The 14548-nt window shown below is 51.2% G+C and carries 12 protein-coding genes; 10 read left to right on the top strand and 2 right to left on the bottom strand.

Features of this window, described 5'->3' with window-relative positions; genetic code table 11:
• The first annotated feature begins 4 nt into the window (after window positions 1–4).
• Entirely contained in the window at window positions 5–2446 is a 2442-nt protein-coding gene (gene leuS, locus M2277_RS17710; protein WP_063478928.1) for a leucine--tRNA ligase, read from the top strand.
• On the opposite strand, the gene comER is transcribed toward leuS, so the two are convergent.
• The gene (comER, locus tag M2277_RS17705; RefSeq protein ID WP_036644497.1) at window positions 2427–3269 is read right to left on the bottom strand and encodes a late competence protein ComER; all 843 of its coding nucleotides are present in this window, start codon (window positions 3267–3269) and stop codon (window positions 2427–2429) included. The genes leuS and comER overlap by 20 nt on opposite strands.
• Before the next feature lie 173 nt (window positions 3270–3442).
• On the opposite strand from comER, the gene M2277_RS17700 reads away from it, so the two are divergent.
• The 6 genes from M2277_RS17700 to holA all read left to right on the top strand — a co-directional run bounded on the left by M2277_RS17700 (window position 3443) and on the right by holA (window position 10919).
• A complete protein-coding gene (locus tag M2277_RS17700) occupies window positions 3443–4111 on the top strand; it encodes a ComEA family DNA-binding protein (RefSeq protein WP_280755263.1) in 669 nt (222 codons plus the stop codon).
• A 48-nt stretch (window positions 4112–4159) separates the two neighbouring features.
• The gene (locus tag M2277_RS17695) at window positions 4160–4678 is read left to right on the top strand and encodes a deoxycytidylate deaminase (RefSeq protein WP_006208991.1); all 519 of its coding nucleotides are present in this window, start codon (window positions 4160–4162) and stop codon (window positions 4676–4678) included.
• Window positions 4679–4874: 196 nt separating this feature from the next.
• Complete coding sequence (locus M2277_RS17690; RefSeq protein ID WP_280755262.1) at window positions 4875–7529, top strand: ComEC/Rec2 family competence protein; 2655 nt, start codon at window positions 4875–4877, stop codon at window positions 7527–7529.
• A 184-nt stretch (window positions 7530–7713) separates the two neighbouring features.
• The gene (locus M2277_RS17685; RefSeq protein ID WP_036644490.1) at window positions 7714–8262 is read left to right on the top strand and encodes an RNA polymerase sigma factor; all 549 of its coding nucleotides are present in this window, start codon (window positions 7714–7716) and stop codon (window positions 8260–8262) included.
• Window positions 8259–9506, top strand: coding sequence for a zf-HC2 domain-containing protein (locus tag M2277_RS17680; RefSeq protein ID WP_063478932.1), 1248 nt, complete (start codon window positions 8259–8261; stop codon window positions 9504–9506). Before M2277_RS17685 ends, M2277_RS17680 begins: the two co-directional genes overlap by 4 nt.
• Before the next feature lie 393 nt (window positions 9507–9899).
• Window positions 9900–10919, top strand: coding sequence for a DNA polymerase III subunit delta (holA, locus tag M2277_RS17675; protein ID WP_063478933.1), 1020 nt, complete (start codon window positions 9900–9902; stop codon window positions 10917–10919).
• 146 nt (window positions 10920–11065) lie between these two features.
• Here holA and rpsT read toward each other — a convergent pair whose 3' ends face one another.
• Window positions 11066–11338 (bottom strand): 30S ribosomal protein S20, encoded by a 273-nt coding sequence (gene rpsT, locus M2277_RS17670; protein WP_006208995.1) that lies wholly within the window; start codon window positions 11336–11338, stop codon window positions 11066–11068.
• A gap of 162 nt (window positions 11339–11500) precedes the next feature.
• On the opposite strand from rpsT, the gene gpr reads away from it, so the two are divergent.
• The 3 genes from gpr (at window position 11501) to M2277_RS17655 (ending at window position 14512) form a co-directional block, all read left to right on the top strand.
• The gene (gene gpr / locus M2277_RS17665) at window positions 11501–12502 is read left to right on the top strand and encodes a GPR endopeptidase (protein WP_036644484.1); all 1002 of its coding nucleotides are present in this window, start codon (window positions 11501–11503) and stop codon (window positions 12500–12502) included.
• Between the two features lie 168 nt (window positions 12503–12670).
• On the top strand, window positions 12671–14041 hold the full coding sequence (locus tag M2277_RS17660) for a stage II sporulation protein P (RefSeq protein ID WP_063478934.1): 1371 nt from the start codon (window positions 12671–12673) through the stop codon (window positions 14039–14041).
• Between the two features lie 60 nt (window positions 14042–14101).
• Window positions 14102–14512 carry a hypothetical protein gene (locus tag M2277_RS17655; RefSeq protein ID WP_063478935.1) on the top strand — a complete coding sequence of 137 codons (411 nt, stop codon included), beginning with the start codon at window positions 14102–14104 and terminating at the stop codon, window positions 14510–14512.
• The last annotated feature ends 36 nt before the right edge of the window (window positions 14513–14548 follow it).

The raw sequence follows: 14548 nt of genomic DNA, 5'->3' as shown, positions 1-14548 counted from the left end.
AAGTATGACGGACAATCAGACAACCGGCCACGGCTATATCCCGCAGGCCATCGAACCGAAGTGGCAGCAGTACTGGGACGAGAAAAAAACGTTTAAAACCGAAGAGGCATCATCCAAACCGAAGTTTTACGCACTGGATATGTTCCCATATCCATCCGGCGTAGGCCTGCATGTAGGGCATCCGGAAGGATACACGGCAACAGATATCGTGTCCCGTTACAAACGGATGCGAGGTTACAATGTGCTGCATCCCATGGGATGGGATGCTTTCGGACTCCCTGCAGAACAGTATGCGATGGACACAGGCAAGCATCCCCGCGAGTTCACCGTGCAAAATATCGATACGTTCCGGCGCCAGATCAAATCCCTCGGATTCTCGTATGACTGGGACCGGGAGATCAGCACCACCGATCCGGAATATTTCAAATGGACCCAGTGGATCTTTATCCAGCTCTATAACCGCGGCTTGGCTTATGTGGCTGAAGTGCCGGTTAACTGGTGCGAAGCACTCGGTACCGTGCTGGCGAACGAAGAGGTCATCGATGGCAAGAGTGAGCGCGGAGGACATCCGGTCGTTCGCAAGCCGATGCGTCAATGGATTCTGCGTATTACCGAATATGCAGAGCGCCTGCTTGAGGATCTGGATGAGCTGGACTGGAGCGAAAGCCTGAAGGATATGCAGCGCAATTGGATTGGCAAATCCACGGGTGCCGAGGTTCGTTTTGACATCGAGGGTTACGATGGCCATCTGGAGGTATTTACAACCCGCCCGGATACACTGTTCGGCGCTACCTACTGTGTGCTGGCACCGGAGCATGACCTTGTGGACAAAATTACGTCAGCGGATCAGCGCGAAGCGGTGAAGGCTTATCAAGTTCAGGCTTCCCGCAAAAGTGATCTGGAGCGGACGGATTTGGCAAAAGACAAAACCGGTGTCTTTACCGGAGCATACGCCATTAATCCGGTGAGCGGCGCTAAAGTGCCGATCTGGATTGCGGACTATGTGCTGGCAGGTTACGGAACAGGAGCCATTATGGCGGTTCCGGGTCACGACAGCCGTGACTGGGAATTTGCCAAACAGTTTGGTCTTCCGATTATTGAAGTCGTTCAGGGTGGAAATGTCGAGGAGGAAGCTTACACCGGCAGTGGCGAGCATGTGAATTCCGGTTTCTTGAACGGGCTGGATAATGAAGCGGCTATTCAAGCGATGAATGAATGGCTGGAAAAAGAGGGCAAGGGTCAGAAGAAGGTAACTTACCGTCTGCGTGACTGGCTGTTCAGCCGTCAGCGCTATTGGGGCGAGCCGATTCCGATCCTGCATCTGGAAGACGGAACGATGAAGACCGTGCCGGAGGATCAGCTTCCGCTGCTTCTCCCGGATGTCGATCAGATCAAGCCGTCCGGTACCGGTGAATCACCGCTGGCTAACGTTACGGAGTGGGTGGAAACGGTAGATCCTGAAACCGGCATGAAAGCCCGCCGCGAGACCAATACGATGCCGCAATGGGCAGGCAGCTGCTGGTATTATCTGCGTTACATCGATCCTGACAACCATGATGAATTGTGCTCCAAGGAGAAGCAGAAGGAGTGGCTTCCGGTTGACTTGTACATCGGTGGCGTGGAGCATGCCGTGCTTCACTTGCTGTATGCGCGCTTCTGGCACAAAGTATTGTATGACCTGGGTGTTGTTGATACGAAGGAGCCATTCCAGAAGCTTGTCAATCAGGGCATGATTCTTGGCAACAATAATGAAAAAATGAGTAAATCCCGTGGCAATGTCATCAATCCGGATGACATCGTTAACGAGTATGGAGCCGATACGCTGCGCGTATACGAGATGTTCATGGGGCCGCTGGAAGCGACCAAGCCATGGAACACCAACGGCGTTGAGGGAACGCATCGCTTCCTCTCCCGTGTATGGCGCCTGTTCATCGGTGACGACGGTCAATTGAATCCTAGAATCGTTGAGGGCGAGGGTACGGACGAATTCAAACGTACGCTGCACAAAACGATCAAGAAAGTGACCGATGATTTCGAGCATCTGCGCTTTAACACAGCAATCAGCCAGCTGATGATATTCATCAACGAGGGATACAAGACGGATGAGCTTCCACGGAAGGCCATGAAGAGCTTCGTTCAACTGCTTTCCCCGCTTGCGCCTCACCTGGCTGAAGAGCTGTGGAGCCGTTTAGGCTACAGCGAGAGTGTAACCTATGAGCCATGGCCTGATTTTGACGAGGCTTGGACCGTAGAGGCAGAAGTTGAGATTGTTGTTCAAGTCAACGGCAAAATCGTAGAACGTGCCAAAATCGCGAAAGACATGGATCAAGAAGCCATGCAACAACATAGCCTCTCCCTTCCGAATGTCAAGCAGGCGCTGGAAGGAAAGAGTGTACGCAAAATCATTGCCGTACCGGGTAAACTGGTCAATATCGTGGCCGGTTAATCGTAAAACCGAAGGCAGCATCCAGTTTTGCCAGATCCTCCTCATATTTGTCGTGTGTGGTCTGGATCAATTGGTAGAACAGTCCGTTCAGGTTTGACTCAAGCAGTGTCAAAGCCTGGGCGGTGATGCCTCCGGGAACCGCCACCCGCTCTTGCAGCTGCTCGGGGGAGAAGCCCTCCTCCGTTAGCAGCTTGCCGGTGCCAAGCAGCATTTCACCGGCTAATGCATTGAGGGTCTTACGGTCGATACCGGTCATTTCAACGGCAGCGTCGATCCATTTTTCCATGAATAAACTTAAAAAAGCAGGCCCGCAGCTGGAGAAATCGGAAGTGATTCGCGTGTGCGATTCCAGTATCTCGAGCGGCCTGCTGATATAAGACAGGAGGCTTTCTATAAGCTGCCTGTCTTCTTCTTTTATTCGGGAACCATACATACATAACGATGCTCCGCCTCCGGTAATGTTGGTGATGCTCGGTATGATTTTCGCCACCTTGCATGGCAGCGTTGATTCCAAATGGATCAGTTGCACCGGACTCGTGATGGATATCGCGATTTGCCGGGCTTCCAGCTGATCTTTGATCTCGCTGATGACCGTTTTAAACTCCAGCGGCTTGACACATAAGAAGAACAGGTCGCTCTGTGAAGCTGTCTCTGTGTTAGAGCTGCATACAGTCAAACCGGGATGTCGCTTTGCCAGCTTCTGCGCCTTTTCAGGACTTCGGTTGCTGACTCGAATCTGCTCAGGCAGGAGTGCGCCCGATTGAATGAAGGCTTCGATCAACAGACTTCCCATGCTGCCCGTACCGATAAAACCGACCTTCATGTGTACGTTCCCTCCTTTCGCGCTTTACGGCAGAAATGTACCGTCCTTAAGTTAATGTATGCGGGGAAGATGCCGATGCATGACGGTTTTTCATGTGATTTCGGTGAGAGAATGCAAGTATTCTGTTTTTGAACGCAATGGATATGAATTTTTATGATAAGGAGAGGTCATGAATGAAACGGATATCATTAGGTTGGAGTCTTGCGGCAACCATCGCAGGTTGCGGATTCATTTTGTTTGCAGGCGGCACCGACAAGGGGATCGAGGGCTGGCAGCCGTTAAACGACCAACTGGAGCAAGTGGTGGGGGTTGAAGGAGAAAAGGGAATGAAGACGTCCTCCGCGAACTCCCGGAACGGCGCCGTGGAAGATGCTGCTCCAGCAGAGGCTGGTGACGTTCCTGATGCTGCGAAGAAGGCGGACCCTGATACAGGAAGCGAGCCTGCGGGCAACACGAAGGATCTCTCACTAAGCAGCAGCCAAGGTGCTGCTACCGTAAGCGGTTCCGCAGGCGAAACGTCGCCTCCGGCTTCTGTCCAGCCCGAATCCTCTTCGGGCTCCTCCCAGACCGATGGTGGCGCTCTGCAGACGCAGCAACGAGCTTCTGCTAGTGAGTCTGCCGTGGATTCGCCGTCGTCTTCGGTACAGTCCGGATTGATTAATGTGAACACGGCGGATGCAGCGACTCTGATGGAACTCCCCGGCATCGGGGAAGCCAAGGCCCAGGCCATCATCGATTACCGGAAGCAGTTTGGGCCTTTTCGGAGTATAGCGGATTTAATGAATGTCAAAGGCATTGGACCCAAAATGCTGGAGAAGATGAAGCCTTACTTTGGACTTTAGCTATGTGCTACAATAAAGGAGATATCGATAAGAAACAGGTGACAGATGATGAGTGCAGATCAACGTAAAGATTGGGATACGTATTTCATGGATATTGCCTTTATGGTTTCTACCCGCTCCCAATGCCCGCGGCGTCATGTTGGGGCGGTGCTGGTGCAGGGGAAAAAGCTGCTCGGTACAGCATACAACGGCGCGCCGATGGGGGTTCCTGACTGCTCGGAAGCAGGCTGTATGATAGCGGAGGATTACGAGTTGGTTGTGCAGGATGGCCAGGAGCGCATGGTGAAAAAACAGCGCTGTATCCGCACCATTCATGCCGAACAAAACCTGCTGCTGTTCACAGACCGGATCGACAGGGAAGGCAGCACGGTCTATGTGACCGATGAGCCTTGCTGGACCTGTGCGAATATGCTGGCTAACAGCGGCATTGTCGAAGTGGTATTCCACCGCTCGTATCCGAAGGATTCGGGCAAGGTGTCTCGCATGATGGAACAGAAGGGGATTTTGTTCCGGCAGCTTGAGTCGTACGAGCCCCCACGAGAGACATTAATGACTGTAGCGGAATGATGCGTGAAGGATGTCTACGTAATACTTCTATGAAATAGGATGCGAAATAGGAAGTCACAAAGGAAGAACCTTTGGCTGCGATATGCAGGCACAGGTTCTTTTTTTGTTATGACAACGAAAGGATATACCAATTATGAGGCGAAGGCCGTTACTTGTGTTTACTGTTATATGGGTTATGGGCAGCGGGGCTGCATGTATGTACGATGGATGGAGACTGGCCCTGATTGCTGCCGGGCTGATGCTCCTGCTGCTGGCTGTATGTCATTGGGGACGCACGGGACCTTTGTTTGTGTTCTGCATGCTGTGCTCGTTGTGTTGTTCTACCATCTACTGGGAATGGCACGACGCGTTAAATGTAAGTGATTTGGAATTGCGACTTCCCGCAGCAGAGACAGTGGATACTTATCCTGTGACCGCACAGGGCGTGATTTCTTCGCCTGTGGAGGTGGATGGAGACAGGGCCGATTTCAAAGTTTCGCTGCAGAAGGCTGATCTTGGTTTCAGGCAGTCTACATCAACCCACATGAAAACTCATGCTCACCAGGACAATGACCAGGATCTAAAGACGCATGATGTCGTTATGGTTCAAGTCAGATTATTGGACAAGTCCGAGCTGGATATAGCAGGCCAGTGGCAGCGCGGAGATCATATACAGTTAACCGGAGAACTGCAAAAACCGGGTGAAGCGCGAAATTTTGACGGTTTTGATTATCTTCAATATTTGCGCACCCAGAATATGCATTGGATCATCAAGGTCAAGGGCGCCGACCAAGCGCAGATCACACCACCTGACGGCTGGAGCTTAAGCCATATTCTCAGGTGGAATGATTCTGCCCGAGATACACTCGGCGGCAAGCTGGAGCAATTATACACCGGAGTTCATGCAGGTTATATGAAGGGACTTGTTATTGGCAATCAGGATGATCTGGATCCCGATACATTTATGGAGTTCTCCCGCTTGGGTTTAACACATATTCTTGCGATATCAGGCATGCATGTTGCCGTGGTTGTAGGCTGTCTCTTATTCTTGTGCACGACCCTTCGAATGACGCGAGAGACTTCGCTCACCGTGGTCATGTGGCTGATACCGGTCTATGTTTTGCTTACCGGGGCGAGTCCCTCCATCGTCCGTGCGGGAATCATGGGCATGATCGGCTTGTATGCTGCGAGGCGAAGGCTGTTGAAGGACGGATTGCATATTCTTAGTACTGCGGCACTTGCCATGCTGCTGTGGAACCCGTATTTTCTTGTCAACGTCAGCTTCCAGCTCTCGTTCATCGTGACTGCAGGCTTGATGATTTTCGTGCCGAAGCTGATGCCGCTGCTGAGATTTATGCCCCGCTGGCTTGCGGGCACTGTAGGCATTACGGTGGTGGCTCAGCTTATCTCTTTTCCGCTCACGATTTATTATTTCAATCAGGTATCGCTCCTGTCTGTCATCGCAAATTTGATTCTCGTTCCCGTCATAAGTCTGATCGTTCTCCCGTTAGGGATGGTGTCCCTGCTGCTCAGCTGGGTATGGATGCGGGGAGCAGGCTGGCTGGCGAATATAACCGAATGGCTGAATCAGCTGACATTTCGTATCGTTGAATGGATGAATGCCTCCTCTGCTTTTATGACGTTGTGGCCATCTCCTTCGCTGGCCTGGATATTGGCGTACTATGTTGTCCTGTATGTACTGCTCTCGATTGTGAAGAAGAAGTCAGAGCATCAAGGAGCAGCGATGAATAACTCCGATGACACGGTTCCGTTGGAAGGTCGTGATTCCTTGAACAGCAGAGCAGACTTATCTGAACCGACTGCCGTGTTTCCGCTTGTGGATCAATGGGCTGGCTCGTTGCGATGGAGGGGGTTCATTACAACAAGTCATTATGTCGAGCGCTATGCGGTAAGATCCGTGATCATGCTGCTGTCCGTGGTTTTGGGTGCACTGCTGTATACCGGATATCAATCCCCTTCCATGGGTGGGGCAGGTCTGGTGCAATTTTTGGACGTTGGACAAGGGGATTCGATTTTGGTAACAACTCCGGAAGGCAAGCATATTCTTATTGACGGCGGCGGAACGGTGAATTTTCGCAAGGAAAAGGATGCCTGGAAGGAAAGAAAAGCGCCGTTCGAAGTGGGAGAGAAAGTGGTGGTGCCTTTGTTAAAAAAAAGGGGGGTTCACCAGCTTGAGGCCGTCATTATGACGCATGGTGATCAGGATCATATTGGTGGTCTCTTGGCCGTACTGAAGGAAATTCCTGTGAAATCGGTTGTTTTTAACGGGACCTTGGCCGACTCTGACTCCTTCCGGGAGCTGATGTCAACTGCCGTACAACGGAATGTTCCGATATATCAGGCTGGCGCCGAGCGGGGACCCTGGAAGGTTGACAAGTACACGGACATACAATTTTTGTTCCCTATTTTCCCAGAAAGTGGAGAAACCATAAATTCATTACCGTTGATTAAGGAACAGAATCATGCTTCACTAGTATTTGTCCTTCAGATGAATGGAAGCCGAGTGTTATTTACCGGAGATACGGATCAGGCTGCCGAACAGAAAATATTGCTGCATCTGGAGGAACTGCTGCACGAAGGATCGGGACTCCAAGCCGATAACCCGGTTGATGTCATGAAGGTTGCCCATCATGGAAGCAAAACCTCGACATCGGCGGCATGGCTGAATGCTTGGAAGCCGAGGACGGCGGTAATTTCTGCTGGTGTTAACAATATGTACGGGCATCCGCATCCGGATGTGGTAGGACGGCTGGAACGGTCCGGGTCGGTCATCTATCAGACCAATCTTCATGGTGAAGTCCAGATGAGGATGAAGGAGAACCATATTGAGATCCGCACGAAGCTTCCATAATGCGCACGGCTGTCCTTGAGACCCGGAATCGTAGTATGATCTATATAGGAAATTGCAGCAGATGACTATAAACTTTATATTTGGTATAGTTAGATGAAGTTTCCTGAAAAAAATAATAGGTTACATACTGCAACATTTTTTTATTCTATCCGTCTGTATGTATGCAGGGAGAGGGGGATCCACTGTGGTGGAGCAGGGACTCATAAGAGCCGCTCAATCGGGCGATCGCGACGCTCTAATCACCCTATTGCGAGAAATTGAGCAACATGTTTACCGAACTGCTTATTATATTTTAAACAATGAACAGGATGCCATGGATGCAGCCCAGGAAGCACTAATACGCGTATATACGAAGATTAACTCCTACGAGGAGAAGGCCCAGTTCAAGACATGGGTCCAGCGAATTGTAACCAACATATGCATTGATAAATTCCGCAGAACGAAGCCGACGGTTTCCATCGATGAACATGATCTGGTGTTTCGGGATAATCTCGATGTAGAACGGGAAGTGATGTCGGGTTATCTCGCTCAGGATATCCAGGAGGCCATTAATCAACTCCCGGATCATCATCGCACCGTCATTGTCTTAAGATATTTGCAGGACCTATCCTACAACGAAATCGCTGATTGTCTGAACCTCCCGCTCAATACGGTGAAATCCTATTTGTTCAGGGCCAGGCAGCAGCTGCAGAATATGCTCCAAGAGCATCAGAAAGGTGGTGTATCAGGATGAATTGCCAAGAGGTGGTGGAACGTATGCACCGGTATTTGGACCGGGACCTTACTTCCGATGAGACGGCCGAAATGTATCAGCATATTGCTCTGTGTCCCATGTGTGCGGAGACCTTTAATATATTGAAATCATTGAATAGAGAGCTTGAGGATCTTCCGGCCGTAACCCCGCCTGTCAGTCTGGTAGATGCTATCATGCCGAGACTTGATGCTATTGACCGTGATCGCCATAACCTTGTCATACCCCCAGCCGTAAAAAACCAGGAGCCTGCAGAGATGATGCCGGAAATTCGGCGTCCACGACGTGCAGGCAGCTGGTGGAGTACGGTTGGCGGGAGAACGGCCATCGGAGCTGCTGCCGCAGTGCTTATACTTGGCGTTGCCATATTCAATAATGAGCCGAAGATGTTATCCGATGCGGAAATTCCATATGAAGAGGCAAGTACGACAAGCGCTGGATCGACAGAGGAATCGACCGAGATCCAGGATCAAGGTACGCCGCAGCTGTTTACCGATGGCGGTACAGCGGCCAATAGCACGGAGAAGGAGGGGAGCGACCCTTCCGACAGCACTCAAAGCTCGGCGTTGGAATCGTCAACCGAATCCGATCCGGATCCGAATGAAACCAAGGGAACAGCTGAGCCGTCGGACGCCCCTAAGGAAACTGGGGAAGAAACGCCGGCACCCGATGCTTCCGTGAAAAAGGACAATGAAGGGGTACCTCAAGCGCCAGAACAACCTGCAACGAGCAACAATGAGGTACCGAAAAGCAATGCTACAAGTCCGTCTGCCCCTCCAGCCAGTGAACCTCAACAGAATAATGAGGGAGTGAATGGGCAGACCCCGCCTTCCGAGTCGGCGGATACGAAGCCAGAGACGCTGTCTCCAAGCAATGATCCTTCAGCAGATGCAGGAGCCGGAAGTGCTGAATCTTCCGAACGGTCAATGGGAATTGCGATGATGCCGGAGCAATGGTCATCTCCGGACGGTCTGTACAGGGCTTCGCTGGAGCTGGATCAGCTGGTCATTTATCGGCTGCCTTCGGGAAGCAATACGTCGCCAGAAGCGATGGAAACACTTGAGAAGATTCCACTCAGCGGCAAATGGGTATCCGGTCAATGGTCTGAGGATGGCTTGACGTTTAAGTACAAAGTGCAGATGAACAGCGAATTGGTTGAATCTGTTTATTCCATAGAGAAGACCGAGCCGCCTGCTGCCACACAACAGAAGAAGCCGAAGCAATAGAAATATATATATAGATAATGAAATCGGCGCACCAATGCCGGGAGATATGAATACACTATATATTAGAGAGAGCATTATACCAACCACAGTCGTATGACCGGCGGCGGGGTGTTTCTAGAGCATTCTTGCCGGCGTTTATATAGATGTGTTGGGACGAAGGGACCTTGCCGCTGCTAAAGCCGAGGTCTCTTTGTTTTTTTGAGGACTCCGGATTGATTGGACATCCAATTGCCGCAAGATTTGATATCGCAAGCGAGTTGATGATGATTTGCGAAATCCTTCTAGTTTTGTTGCCGTTTGTTCAAAAAGCAGATCTCATAATTCTGCCGGTCATCTATCGCTTTTGGGCCCTCTTTTTTGGTATAGTGTACAGTGTAGAAAGGGGGGACGCCGATGGATGCCAAAGCGGCGGCCAAGGCGGTCAAGCAGGGAGATGTGTCTTCCGTCTATTTGCTGTACGGCAGCGAGAAATTTCAAATGAAGGAATTCGCCGAATTTCTGGAAGCCCAGCTGATCCCGAAAGAAGACCGTGATTTTGCCCTGATTCATATGGATTTAGGGGAAGCTTCGATTCAAGCCGTTGTGGAAGAGGCGGAGACGGTTCCTTTTATGGTTCAGAAAAAATTGATATTTGTCCGGGATACGTCTTTTTTTACCGCTGCAAAAGATAACGGGAAAGTGGATCATCGTCCAGAGGCACTGCTGGATTATTTGACCAATCCTGCTGATTATAGTGTGATTGTCTTTATGGTGGGCCAAGAGAAGCTGGATGAGCGCAAAAAGGTAGTTAAAGCCGTGAAGAAGACAGGTGTAGCGCTGTCCTTCATGCCTTTAGGCGGGGAAGAGCTGCTCCGCTGGGTGGACAAGCAGGTGAAGCAAAGCGGCTGCACACTGCGTGAGGGTGCGGCTGAAGCGATTGTTCGTAATGCCGGAACCAGCCTGCAGTCCTTGTCGGGCGAGATCGAGAAGCTGTGTTTATACGCGGGTTCAGGCGGAAGCATTGATATCGCAACCGTGGATATGCTGGTGGCTCGAAGCACGGAACAGAATGTGTTTGCATTGGTCGAGGATATCGCAAATCTCCGGATGGACAAGGCACTCGGTATTTATTACGAGCTGTTGAAACAACGCGAGGAGCCGATCAAGATTGCTGCATTGATCACAAGGCAATTCCGAATCATTCTGCAAGTGAAGACCTTATCCACCCAAAGCTACTCGCAGCAGCAGATTGCATCCACGATCGGACTGCATCCCTATGCGGTGAAGATTGCCGGAGAACAGGCCCGTAAGTTTGAGACGGCTCGTCTGGAAGGCATACTGAACCATCTGGCTAATCTGGATTATCAGATGAAGACCGGGGCTGTGGATAAGGTGCTGGGGATTGAATTGTTTCTATTAAGGCTTGGAGCATAGTCATTTGTTCAACGACACACCTGAATGTTATTGCGAGATCGGAGCGTGCGGCTATCACTAGCGTATGCTCCTTTTATCTCCACAAAAAGCCCTGAGCAGCGTGAACTGTTCAGGGCTTTTTCAATGTCGTATTCAACAAACGTTACTTACGCTTGAGCCGTAAGAGCGTTCAGTCTTTTCGCCAGACGGGATTTCTTGCGGGCAGCTGCGTTTTTATGGATCAGGCCCTTCGTAACGGCTTTATCAAGCTTTTTGGAAGCAGCTTGGAAAGCAGCTTTAGCAGCTTCGATTTCTGTACCGTTCAACGCTACGTCAGCAGTTTTAACAGCTGTGCGAAGCGCGGATTTCTGAGAAATGTTAAGCGCGTGGCGTTTGTCACTTGTCTTTACACGTTTAATCGCGGATTTGATGTTTGGCATTACATTCACCTCCTGTAAGGCATTTCAATAGAGCGAAATGATTCACAACTTAAAATATTTTAGCATGGGGGTGGACAAAAAGCAATACTCATTCGGACTTCTGCATAAACTCCCCCCTACTCTCGCACACTATTAGCAATATGAGGAGGAGTGTGAATTTAGATGGATCTGGATCTTCAAAAATATTCGGTCCGAACGGACCTCGCGGTGGAATCTAGAGAACTGGCCGGTGGCGCAGGCAGTCCAGCCATTCCGGGTTTGCTGGAAGATGTGGTTCAGGAGGACGGAATCAAGATTACGAGGCTTGACGTAGAGAACGAAGCTGCCTCCCAAAAGATCGGAAGAGTGAAGGGTCACTACGTCACATTGGAAGTTCCCGATCTCCGCAAGGGAGATACAGAGCTGCAGGATCAGGTATCGGTTGTGTTCGCACGCGAGTTTGAGGCGTTTATGTCTCGAATCGGAATCGGACCTAAGGCGAGTGTGTTGATTGTGGGGCTTGGCAACTGGAATGTAACCCCGGATTCGCTGGGACCACTCGTTGTCGAGAATGTGATGGTGACCCGTCAGTTTTTTGAGCTCATGCCTGATCGTGTAGCGCCAGGCTATCGCCAGGTCAGTGCGGTTGCACCCGGCGTCCTCGGTCTGACGGGGATTGAATCAAGCGAAACGGTGCAAGGCATTGTGGAGCAGACCCGTCCCGACCTGATCATTGCTATTGATGCACTGGCTTCGCGTTCACTGGAGCGGGTTAACACGACCATTCAGATTGCGGATATCGGAATCCATCCCGGCTCGGGCGTTGGCAACAAACGCAAGGGTCTGACGCAGGACATACTCGGCGTCCCCTGCATTGCGATTGGAGTGCCAACGGTCTGTTATGCCTCCACTATCGTAAATAATGCGATTGAAATGATGAAGTCACATTTCGGCGAGGGAGCACCGGAGACCGGGAAGATCATGGGCATGCTCCATGATATATCGGAGGCGGAGCGGCTTGCGCTCGTGAAGGAAGTACTGGAGCCTTTGGGCCACGACCTTATCGTTACGCCGAAGGAAATTGACGAGTTTATCGAGGATATTGCCAATATCGTGGCATCGGGGTTAAACGCGGCGCTCCATGAGGCCGTGGATCCCGGTAATGTGGGGGCGTACACCCACTAGCTCCAATCTATAAAAGCTCCGAATCTATCGGAGCTTTTATATTTTTCCATGGATCTAGTTCTATCGATTCTCCTCGGTTCATAGATTTGGAATATAAGAGATTACAGAGTCGCGGGAACGGCGAGTAGATGGCCTGATAGCTCCCGGCGAACCGAGGAGGACTTCGTTATGAACAATCGCAAGTTTCGTATATGGAATATTGCCCGACTGAAACGCAAGGTGATGGAAGGTCTGAGCATGGGGCGAACGTTAGTCATATTAATGCTGGGCTCTCTTATATTTTTTATTTTACTAGGGCTCGGCGGGATGGCGGAGCAACGGATGAATTCCTCGCCTGTGTCGTCGATGAAAGGTTTGGCCGCTTCCCTATCAAGCCACTTTTTCATTGATATGATCGGAATGGAAATGCCGCATATGACGGCTTCGAAAGAGACTTCAAGTTTCTCCGGGGATAAAATGTCGACCTTCGTCTTTGAACTGCTCACGAGTGTGAATCCCAAAGATCCAAAAAGCCTTCTCGCGGGTGAGCTTCCGGGTATGAAGGCCAATCAACCGGTACAGCTGTCCCACGGCTCTGGCAATGAGGATGGCGAAGCCCCGGCGGACTACCGGCCGGATCCTGCAGCGGAACAGCCGGAAGAGAACCCGGGGGTTACGGGCGAGGAACCGCCGCAAGGAGAGCAGGGCGACAACGGCATAGGCGGTGAAGACGGGCCGGATCAAGGGGCCGAGGAAGAGCCTGGCAGCAAGAATGAACCTGGAAACACATCCAAGGACGGTAAAACCACAGGCGGCAAGAAGGCTGTATTAATCTATCATTCGCATCCGCAGGAGGCCTATAACCCGCTGCTCACGCATCCATCCGATAATCCGGGGGCGGTATCGCCGAGCAAAAACGTTATGCTGGTGGGCAGTTTTCTAAGCAAAAGACTTGAGGCCAACGGGATTGGCACCCTGCATGACAAGAGTGACTATCAATCTACCGTACCGGGGTACAACTACAACTATTCCTATAAATACTCCCGCCAGATGGTCATGGAAGCCATGTCCCAGAATGACGGCATCAACTATCTGATCGATATCCACCGCGATTCGCAGCGTTACAACAAAACAACAGCCACCGTGAACGGTTTGAACTACGCCAAGGTCTACTTCATTATCGGTCATGCGAACGAGAACTGGAGAAAGAACGAGGAGTTTGCAAGTAAAATCAATGCCAAGCTTGAGAAATCCTATCCCGGCGTCTCACGGGGCGTGTGGGGCAAATCCGCAGATCAAGGAAACGGGGAGTACAACCAATCCCTGTCACCGAACAGCATCCTGATCGAAATCGGCGGGATCGACAACACCAAGGAAGAATTACAGCGTACGTCTGAAGCGTTGGCGGATATTATTGCAGATGTGTATTGGCAGGAGCAGGAGGCCCAGAAAGCCAGCGTGAAAAAAGACAGTGATCCAGCGAACAAACGTGCCGCTTCAGCGCCAACCAAAGAAAGCGGCACTGCGGACACTGAGCGTAAAGCAGCCAAGGCAGGCTAAGTTCTGAAAGCTGCCTTGGCAAATACAGGGCAGAGCACACGTGAAATCGGAGGGGGACTTATGATGTCAAGAATGGGGAAACGGTTTGTGGCTCTTATCATTTGGACAGGCATCGGCATATTGGTCGGCATGCAGCTTGGAGGGTCAAGAGCGCCTGTACCGGCAGACGGCGTTTCAGCTGTGCAGAATGTGCAGCAAGGCCATGTTCAAGAGACGCAAGGCGAGACAACCCGAGGGAATGGCTGGGGAGGGACGCGCAAGACCCCGGCGGCATCAGAGTCCACGGCTCAGGAACAGGAAGTCCGTGCATCGGAGCCTGAATTCGAGCCGTCACCCAGCGATATTCTGCTGCCCGAACGCTCAAAACCGCCTGCGGATGTGCTTGCGGACAAGACGGCAGGACTGCTCCAGCAGCTGTCTGACCAGAGCATACGCTGGGTGGTGTCGATGTTCGGATCCATCACGGATTAAATTCACCTTTTTCTCAGCATTGCTGTGCATCCCCTC

The organism is Paenibacillus sp. LBL, from assembly GCF_029893715.1.
In the GTDB taxonomy this organism is placed as follows: Bacteria; Bacillota; Bacilli; order Paenibacillales; family Paenibacillaceae; genus Paenibacillus_AQ; species Paenibacillus_AQ glucanolyticus.
Note: the sequence above shows the minus strand (reverse complement) of the source record. Positions and strands in the feature narration are given on the sequence as shown.

Bases quoted from the DNA above. Each gene is read 5' to 3' on its own strand.
- leuS (WP_063478928.1), top strand. From the start codon at position 5: ATGACGGACAATCAGACAACCGGCCACGGCTATATCCCGCAGGCCATC.
- comER (WP_036644497.1), bottom strand. From the start codon at position 3,269: ATGAAGGTCGGTTTTATCGGTACGGGCAGCATGGGAAGTCTGTTGATC.
- M2277_RS17700 (WP_280755263.1), top strand. From the start codon at position 3,443: ATGAAACGGATATCATTAGGTTGGAGTCTTGCGGCAACCATCGCAGGT.
- M2277_RS17695 (WP_006208991.1), top strand. From the start codon at position 4,160: ATGAGTGCAGATCAACGTAAAGATTGGGATACGTATTTCATGGATATT.
- M2277_RS17690 (WP_280755262.1), top strand. From the start codon at position 4,875: ATGTACGATGGATGGAGACTGGCCCTGATTGCTGCCGGGCTGATGCTC.
- M2277_RS17680 (WP_063478932.1), top strand. From the start codon at position 8,259: ATGAATTGCCAAGAGGTGGTGGAACGTATGCACCGGTATTTGGACCGG.
- holA (WP_063478933.1), top strand. From the start codon at position 9,900: ATGGATGCCAAAGCGGCGGCCAAGGCGGTCAAGCAGGGAGATGTGTCT.
- rpsT (WP_006208995.1), bottom strand. From the start codon at position 11,338: ATGCCAAACATCAAATCCGCGATTAAACGTGTAAAGACAAGTGACAAA.
- gpr (WP_036644484.1), top strand. From the start codon at position 11,501: ATGGATCTGGATCTTCAAAAATATTCGGTCCGAACGGACCTCGCGGTG.
- M2277_RS17660 (WP_063478934.1), top strand. From the start codon at position 12,671: ATGAACAATCGCAAGTTTCGTATATGGAATATTGCCCGACTGAAACGC.
- M2277_RS17655 (WP_063478935.1), top strand. From the start codon at position 14,102: ATGATGTCAAGAATGGGGAAACGGTTTGTGGCTCTTATCATTTGGACA.